The organism is Falsiroseomonas sp. E2-1-a20 (assembly GCF_051433195.1).
In the GTDB taxonomy this organism is placed as follows: domain Bacteria; phylum Pseudomonadota; class Alphaproteobacteria; order Acetobacterales; family Acetobacteraceae; genus Falsiroseomonas.
In genome coordinates this window covers 1-6,980 of sequence record NZ_JBHMFT010000089.1, presented here as the reverse complement: position 1 = coordinate 6,980, position 6,980 = coordinate 1, and the positions used below count along the sequence as shown (strand labels likewise).

At 65.3% G+C, this 6,980-nt stretch carries 8 protein-coding genes; 7 read left to right on the top strand and 1 reads right to left on the bottom strand.

Annotated elements, in window-relative coordinates:
• The first annotated feature begins 271 nt into the window (after positions 1–271).
• From ACFHPP_RS29930 to ACFHPP_RS29900, 7 genes are all read left to right on the top strand, one after another.
• Positions 272–562, top strand: a complete 291-nt coding sequence (locus tag ACFHPP_RS29930) for a hypothetical protein (protein ID WP_437166884.1) — start codon at positions 272–274, stop codon at positions 560–562.
• A 57-nt stretch (positions 563–619) separates the two neighbouring features.
• The gene (locus ACFHPP_RS29925) at positions 620–1,024 is read left to right on the top strand and encodes a Clp protease N-terminal domain-containing protein (protein WP_437166885.1); all 405 of its coding nucleotides are present in this window, start codon (positions 620–622) and stop codon (positions 1,022–1,024) included.
• A 62-nt stretch (positions 1,025–1,086) separates the two neighbouring features.
• A complete protein-coding gene (locus ACFHPP_RS29920) occupies positions 1,087–1,845 on the top strand; it encodes an AAA family ATPase (RefSeq protein WP_437166883.1) in 759 nt (252 codons plus the stop codon).
• A gap of 4 nt (positions 1,846–1,849) precedes the next feature.
• A complete protein-coding gene (locus ACFHPP_RS29915; RefSeq protein ID WP_437166882.1) occupies positions 1,850–2,158 on the top strand; it encodes a hypothetical protein in 309 nt (102 codons plus the stop codon).
• Between the two features lie 811 nt (positions 2,159–2,969).
• A complete protein-coding gene (locus ACFHPP_RS29910) occupies positions 2,970–3,914 on the top strand; it encodes a replication protein RepA (protein WP_437166881.1) in 945 nt (314 codons plus the stop codon).
• Positions 3,915–4,227: 313 nt separating this feature from the next.
• Positions 4,228–4,608 carry a PAS domain-containing protein gene (locus ACFHPP_RS29905; RefSeq protein ID WP_437166880.1) on the top strand — a complete coding sequence of 127 codons (381 nt, stop codon included), beginning with the start codon at positions 4,228–4,230 and terminating at the stop codon, positions 4,606–4,608.
• Entirely contained in the window at positions 4,598–5,842 is a 1,245-nt protein-coding gene (locus tag ACFHPP_RS29900; RefSeq protein ID WP_437166879.1) for a diguanylate cyclase domain-containing protein, read from the top strand. Before ACFHPP_RS29905 ends, ACFHPP_RS29900 begins: the two co-directional genes overlap by 11 nt.
• 122 nt (positions 5,843–5,964) lie before the next feature.
• Here the strand turns inward: ACFHPP_RS29900 and ACFHPP_RS29895 are convergent.
• A partial coding sequence (locus ACFHPP_RS29895; RefSeq protein ID WP_437166878.1) for a sensor histidine kinase occupies positions 5,965–6,980 on the bottom strand: 1,016 nt, incomplete at its 5' end.

The window sequence follows — 6,980 nt, the reverse complement described above, 5'->3', positions numbered from 1 at the left end:
ACAGGACCGGCTCGATGGCTTGGACTGCGGCGCCAGCGACTACCTCATCAAGCCGATCCGCATTGCCGACCTGCTGGTGCGTCTGCGCGCCCAGCTGCCGGCCCTCGACGCCGCGGCCGCGGCCGCCCTTGCCACGACCGCCCGGCACCTCGGCGACGCGCGGCCATAGCCGTCGCCTCCAGGCCCCCCGGCCTGCGCACCTGAGCCTGCCGCGCCTTCGTCGTGACGCACTGTGGCGACGGCCGCCGCGGCGCGCCCTATATGCGCCGGCATGACCCTCCCCGCCGACCCGCCGCCACCAAAGCCCAAGCTGACCGCCGAGGTGCGCCGTGCCCACGAAGCGGAGCGGCTGAAGATCATCCGCCTCCGCATCCTGATCGGCCGTGTGCTGAGCGAGCGAGACCTGACCACGCCCACCACGATTGGCGCCGCACTCGACATGCCGCCCGGCGAAGCCCTCGCGCTGCTGAGCCGGAAGCAGCGGCGCGTGGGCGATCTCGCCCTGCTCGAAGCGGTGGCAAGCCGGCTCGGCATTCCTGACGCGCCTGTCAGCACAAGGTAGGATCAGTGGAGGCCCTGCTGCCCCGGGAGCTCGCCCTTCACTCCGGTTCACCCTCCCCTGCCCGGTTCCGGCAACGCTCCTCTCCCCGAAGGCCGAGAGGACCGACACGATGCTGTCCCGAACACTGGAGCGGACCTCCACGCCGCGCTCGAACTCGCCAGCCTCCTGCGGCACGAGTACGCCACCCTGGAGCACCTCCTCGTCGCGCTCATCGACGACACGGATGCCGCAGCGGCGCTCCGGGCCAGCGGCGGAGACCCGCAGGCCCTCCGCCAGGATCTGACTAAGTTTCTCCAGCACGGCCTGCAGGAACTGGTCACCGGCTACCCGGGCGATCCGAAGCCCACGGCGGGCTTCCAGCGCACGGTGCAGCGGGCGGTGATCGGTGTGATGTGCACCGTCACACATGTGCGCCGTCGTTCCGGTGCTAAGTGGAGCCGGTGCGCCGGTGCACCTGTTTGACTGTGTGGAGGCGCACAGGCATCAATGTATGTAGGCCGCCACCAAGGCACTTGCATTCGCACATGTGCTCCGGTGGGCATGCGCGCCGGACCACAGGCGTGAAGGCGCAAAGGAGGGCATTCATGTTCGTGCTAGCGTTGGTTGCCCAGAAGGGCGGGAGCGGGAAGAGTACGATGGCGATCCATCTGGCAGTCGAAGGCCATCGCCGGGGCCTCAAGACGCTCCTCATCGACATTGACACTCAGGCATCTGCGGCGAAAATTATGGACCGGCGGGGAGATGATCCGCCGGATGTCACTACGGAGGCTGCAGGGCGTCTGGAAAAGGCGATCGAGGCTGCTCGCTCGGCCAGTTATGACTTCCTAGTCGTAGACACCGCGCCACAGGCGGATCGGGCGGCCGCTCAGGCAGCGAAGGTGGCGACCCTTGTGCTCTCGCCCGTCCAGCCCAGCATTGTCGATCTCGATGCGGTCGATGCCACCATTGACGTGTGCAAGCTGGCGAACGTTCCTATCATGTTTGTGTTGAACCGAGTGCCTACACAGGGGCAGGAGATCACAGGGACGGTCGATGCGATCCGCAAACGTGGGATGCAGGTCTCTGCGGTGAGGTGGGGCGAGCGTAAGGCATTCCGCTACCCGTTCATGAAAGGCCTGACCGCGCAGGAGGTTGAACCGAGCAGTAAGGCTGCAAGCGAAGTGAAGGCCCTGTTTGATGCACTGCAAATCCCTACCGGAGCACAGTCGCGCAGTGGCGCAGGCGCACATGTGCGCATGAGGGGCGGGGCGCCTGCGCGCATGACCGCAGGCATGAAGGTGTAAGGCGATGGCTCGCAAGAACCTTTTCAATATTGCCGATGCTGACGCTGGCCGCCCCGGTTTTAACACTCCTGGGTCCGAAAGCGCCCAGCCAGAACCTCTGACCATCAGCCAGCCGATCGACGAGACTGACATTCGGCGACGGCAGCCTTACCGCGAAGGGAAGCGGGCGGTGATGTTCTTCCTGTCCGAGGAAGCTTTTTCCCAGATGCACGTCCTGCTTGCCCGACAGGGAAGGCGGAAGGTGCAGAGCCTCATGGAGGAGCTGGTTGATGACTGGTTCCGGCGGGAGAATGCACCGCGCGTCGTAAAATGAAGGAGCGAATGAGCGCCGGCGCACATGTGTGACGGCGCTCATGTATTGCTTTGCGCTTGAGCCGGTCAGATCACTGCGCCCGTCAGCCTTATGGCAGTGCCGCGGGTGCGCGGCGGGGGAGGGGGACTAAGTCTGCACCGGCACATTGCGGAAGCCGAGTAGCATCCAGGTCGGGCTCATCGCAGGCGGCACCGGCCAGCGCTACGCCTTCCGAACGCTGCTGGACGACGCAGCCCTGAAGTGGCTTCAGCGACCGTCATGAGTGGCGGGAATCCGTCCGCCGCCGGGGAAGCACAGGAACACGGCGCGGTACAGCATCCGTGTGGCAAAGATGGTCTGACGTTGCTCCGCGTGCCTGGTTCGTTAGCAAACTCTCCCGCCCCAGGGGGAAGTCCATCTTCGCTTTTCCATCAGATGCAGCGCGCCCGTCTGCCCAAGCACACTGCCGGACACGCTTACGGCACGAGCCACCACGGCAAGCACGGCGGGCACCGGCGAGCGCGGCTAGGCCAAAACTGGGATTTACTGGGGCGGCACGTCCTGTTCCGAGTCTCCTCGGTGGCCAGACCGGAATGGTGAGGCCGGTACCCACAGGAAAAGCTGATATTTACTGGGCGCCGACTGGCATTTTGTGGGGACAGGCGCTTCGGCGGATCACGCAAAGTCAATGACTTGAGGCGTTTATCCCCTGGGGTATAGAGGGACATACTATAAGAAGCTCAAGTATCTTTTTGCTAAGCCCACAAAATCCCAGCACGACGGGGGCGTAGGGTTCGTGCAGGATCAAATTGCTCAGTGAAAGGGTCGGGTGATGGGGGCGGTACACCAGCTCCTGATGGAGTTCGGTAAGGAAGAAGCCGTCAAGGCCGACGTGGACCGTCGCGTCATTGAGGCGGCGGCTGCCTACCTGGCTTCGGAAGAGAGCGAGATCGGCTTCCTGTACTCTGGTTGGGCGCAAGCTGCGCTGCCTCACCGACGACTGCCTGACGACGCTCCTTGGCAGGTCATAACTAACCACGTCACTCTGCTCGTCCAGCCCGGTATGCGGCCCGGCAAGCCACCAGTCAGCATCGGGGTGCCTTACGGGTCCCGTGCCCGTCTGATCCTGCTCTACCTCCAGTCCGAAGCACTGCGCACCGGCAGACGAGATATCAGCCTCGGACGATCGCTTCATGCCTGGCTACGGCGGCTAGGGATCCCCATCGGTGGGCGCTCCATGCAGGACGTGCGTGACCAAGCCGAGCGGATCAGCCGCTGCCGGATGTCGTTCGACGTCATGCAAGGCAACCGCTTGGGCCTCGCGAACCAGACGATCCTCGACACCGCCATGTTCGTGAAAGGCGATGGGGATAGCCCGGGCGATCAGTTTATCGAGACGGCAACCCTCTCGGAAGTGTTCTTCAACCAGTTGAAGCGGCATCCGGTGCCCATCGAGGAGTCGGCCATCAAGCAGATCGCCAACAATTCGTTAGCGCTCGACGTGTACTGTTGGCTCGCGTACCGCCTGCATGTCTTGAACGCACCGACACCGATCAGCTGGTCGGCACTCAAAGAACAGTTTGGCCAAGGGTTCGGGCGACTGGATCACTTTCGTAAGCAGTTTCGCCACACCCTCGTCATGGCGCTGTCCGTTTACCCAGCCGCGTCGGTGGATGTGCACGAGCGAGGGGTCACGCTAAATCCCAGTCCCGCGCCGGTGGCGCCCAAGACGCTGCGGCTCGCGACCGTCGGCGGACGCGCCCCAGCCAAGCGCTGATCCCACTAAATCCCAGTCCTCCCTGCCCACCAGTCCTCGGTCTGCGTTGGGTGGGTTTCTCACGACGGCCGACCGAGGGCAGCCGGGGCAGGAGGGCAGGAGGGCAGGAAGCAGAATCGGTCCCGGCTGCGTCCAGCGCCTCAACCGTTTTCCGTCGCAACAGCACTCTCAGCAACGCCGGCATGCCGGACGAGTAGGTTTGGCTCGCGGCCGATGGCGATTTCTACCGCAACCAAACAAAAGCTGAACAAACCTCGCGTCCCCGTGAGCCGCCGACGCGCTAGTTTCTGCCCCACATGGGGGAACCACCGCGATGCAGCCCGACTTTGCCGCACCCGATCTGCTGCATCACCTCGAAGCTTCGCAAGATGCAGAGCGAGACGCGCTGCCGTTCGGCGTCATCGGCATGGCGTTGGATGGCACGGTGCGGCAGTACAACACGGCGGAGGCCACCCTATCCGGCCTGACCCCGGCCCGCGTGATCGGCCGCCACTTCTTCACCTCCGTCGCGCCCTGCACCAACAACGCCCTGGTTGCGCGGCGCTTCGAGGCGGAGGCGCCGCTGGACGACATCATCGACTATGTCTTCACGCTCCGCATGGCGCCCACGCCGGTGCAGTTGCGCCTGCTGAAGCATCCCACAGCGCAGCGTATGTACCTGCTGGTGCAGAGGCGCCCGGCACATGCTGGATGACGCGGTGCCGGATGCGCTGGAGGCGCTGACCGAGTTCCTCTACCTCGTGCCCGTCGGGCTGATGCAGTTCCACATGGATGGCCGCGTGATGCTGGCCAATCCGCTGGCGGCGCAGTTCCTGATGCCGCTGGCCCCGGCGGGCGACCTGTCCGATGCCTATTCGGCGCTGGCGCCGCTGGTGCCGGACTTGGCGCGGCTGGTACACGGCTCCGCTGACAGCACCGGTGTCATTCTCGATCATCGGCGCTGCGAGGCGGCTGGCGGCCTGGTGCTGTCCGTCACGTTGCACCGGCTGCATGGCGCGACGATGCTGCTGGTGCTGGACGACGTGACCCGGCTGGTGGAACAGGAACGCCGCATCCAGACCGACCAGCAGCGCTTCCGCGCCATCTTCGACAACGTCCGCGACTACGCCATCTACACGCTGGACGCCGAAGGGTGCGTCGATGGCTGGAACCCCTCCCTGCAACGCTTCGGCGGCTGGCAGCCCGAGGATGTCGATCGGCGGCCAATCGAGGTGTTCTTCCCACCGGAGGACCGTGCGCCGGAGCGCATGGCAAGGATGCTGGCCGAGGCACGCCGCACCGGGTCGTTGGAGATGGAGGGTTGGCGCCGACGCCGGGACGGCAGCCGCATCTGGGCCAATTCCGTGCTGACCGCGCTGCCCGACGAGGCCGGCGGCGTGCGCGGCTTCGTCGCGGTGTCGCGCGACATGACCGAGCGCAAGCGGATGGAGGATGAGCTGCGCCGGCTGGCGACGACGGACCCGCTGACCGGCGCCAGCAACCGCCGTGCCGGCCAGGCCGCCCTTGCCGAGGTCTTCGCCGGGCCGGACGGCGCCGCGGTGCTGATGCTGGACATCGACCACTTCAAGTCGATCAACGACCGCCACGGCCACGAGGCGGGCGACGAGGCACTGTGCAGCCTGGTCGCCACCTGCCGGGCGGTGCTGCCGGCGGGCACGCCCGTGATCCGCTGGGGCGGCGAGGAGTTCCTCATCGTGCTGCCCGGCGCCGCGGATGCCGCCGCGATGGCCGAGGCGCTGCGCGCAGCCATTGCCGCAACCGAGGTGACGCTGGCGGAAGGGGCCCTTCGCATGACGGCCAGTCTAGGTGTTGCGACTGGCAGCGACGGAAGCCCGGAGGCGCTGCTGCAGCGCGCCGATGCGGCGCTGTATGCGGCCAAGCGCGGCGGTCGCAACCGCGTGGAATCAGCGCCGGTGCAAGCGGGCTAGGATCCCGTCCATGACGCCGAAACCGAAGGCGACCAAGCAGCCACGCCGTCAAACCATCACGGCCGAATCCAGCTTACCTAGCCGCTGGGTCCGGGGGAACCTGATAGCTTACTTGCCGTGACTCATCCCGCCGGTGCCAAAGGCAGCTCGACCGTGAAACTGGTTTGTCCGTCGCGGCTCTGAACCGAGAGTGTGCCTCCCATGTCGACAATGTTCCCGTAGCTGAGCGATAGGCCAAGGCCGGCGCCCTGGCCGGTTTGCCTAGTGCTGAAGAACGGCTCGAAGATCCTGGGAAGCACATCGGGCGCAATACCGCCTGCGTGGTCGTGCACCACGATGCTTATGCGTCCGCTTCCAGTTGTGGCGGTCACATTAATGATGCGAAGCGGCTCGGGTACCGGCGTCGCCGGTACCGTGTAGGCGTCACAGGCATTGGTTATCAGGTTGAGAAAAACCTGCTCCAGCGCGAAGCCCTTGGCAAAGGCAGGGGGCAAATTCTGCGGAATACTCAGCAGCAGACTGACTCCATCCGACTTCAGCTTGCTCCGCATGCGACTTTCCACTCTCGACAGCACATCGGCCACGGCAACCGGTCCTGCAGGACCGCTGTCGGTTCGTCCCAGCACCCGCATGCGATCGATGATATCTGCCGCGTCACTCGCCATGCCCACGATAAGATTCAGCTTCTGCTGCACGAGCGGCAGCGGCTCCGGCGACTTCGCGAGCTTCCGCAACGCGTTCTCCGCCGCCAGACTGATACCTGCGAGCGGCTGATTGAGTTCATGCGCCATGTTTGTGGTCAACTGACCCAACTGCGCATGCTTTTCCGCCCGCGCGAGTTCCGAACTGGCGCGCCGCGTCATCTCCCGTTCAACCAACCGTCCCAGGTCGCGTGCAGTCAAGACCGCGCCTTCGCTCCAGGGGGCGGCCCTGCCACGCATTGTCTGCTTCCAAGCTGCAAACGACTGGCGCGGCGACGGCCGCTGTGTTGTCAAATCCACCGTGGCGTGGACCGCCGGATTGCCACCCCAGGTCACCGTCCGTGACTGTTCCGGTCGAAACCACAAGATGGCGTCGCCGTTCTTCTGGCCGCCAAGCGCCATCAGCAATGCGCCGCTGCCATGCTCGACGCAGTCGC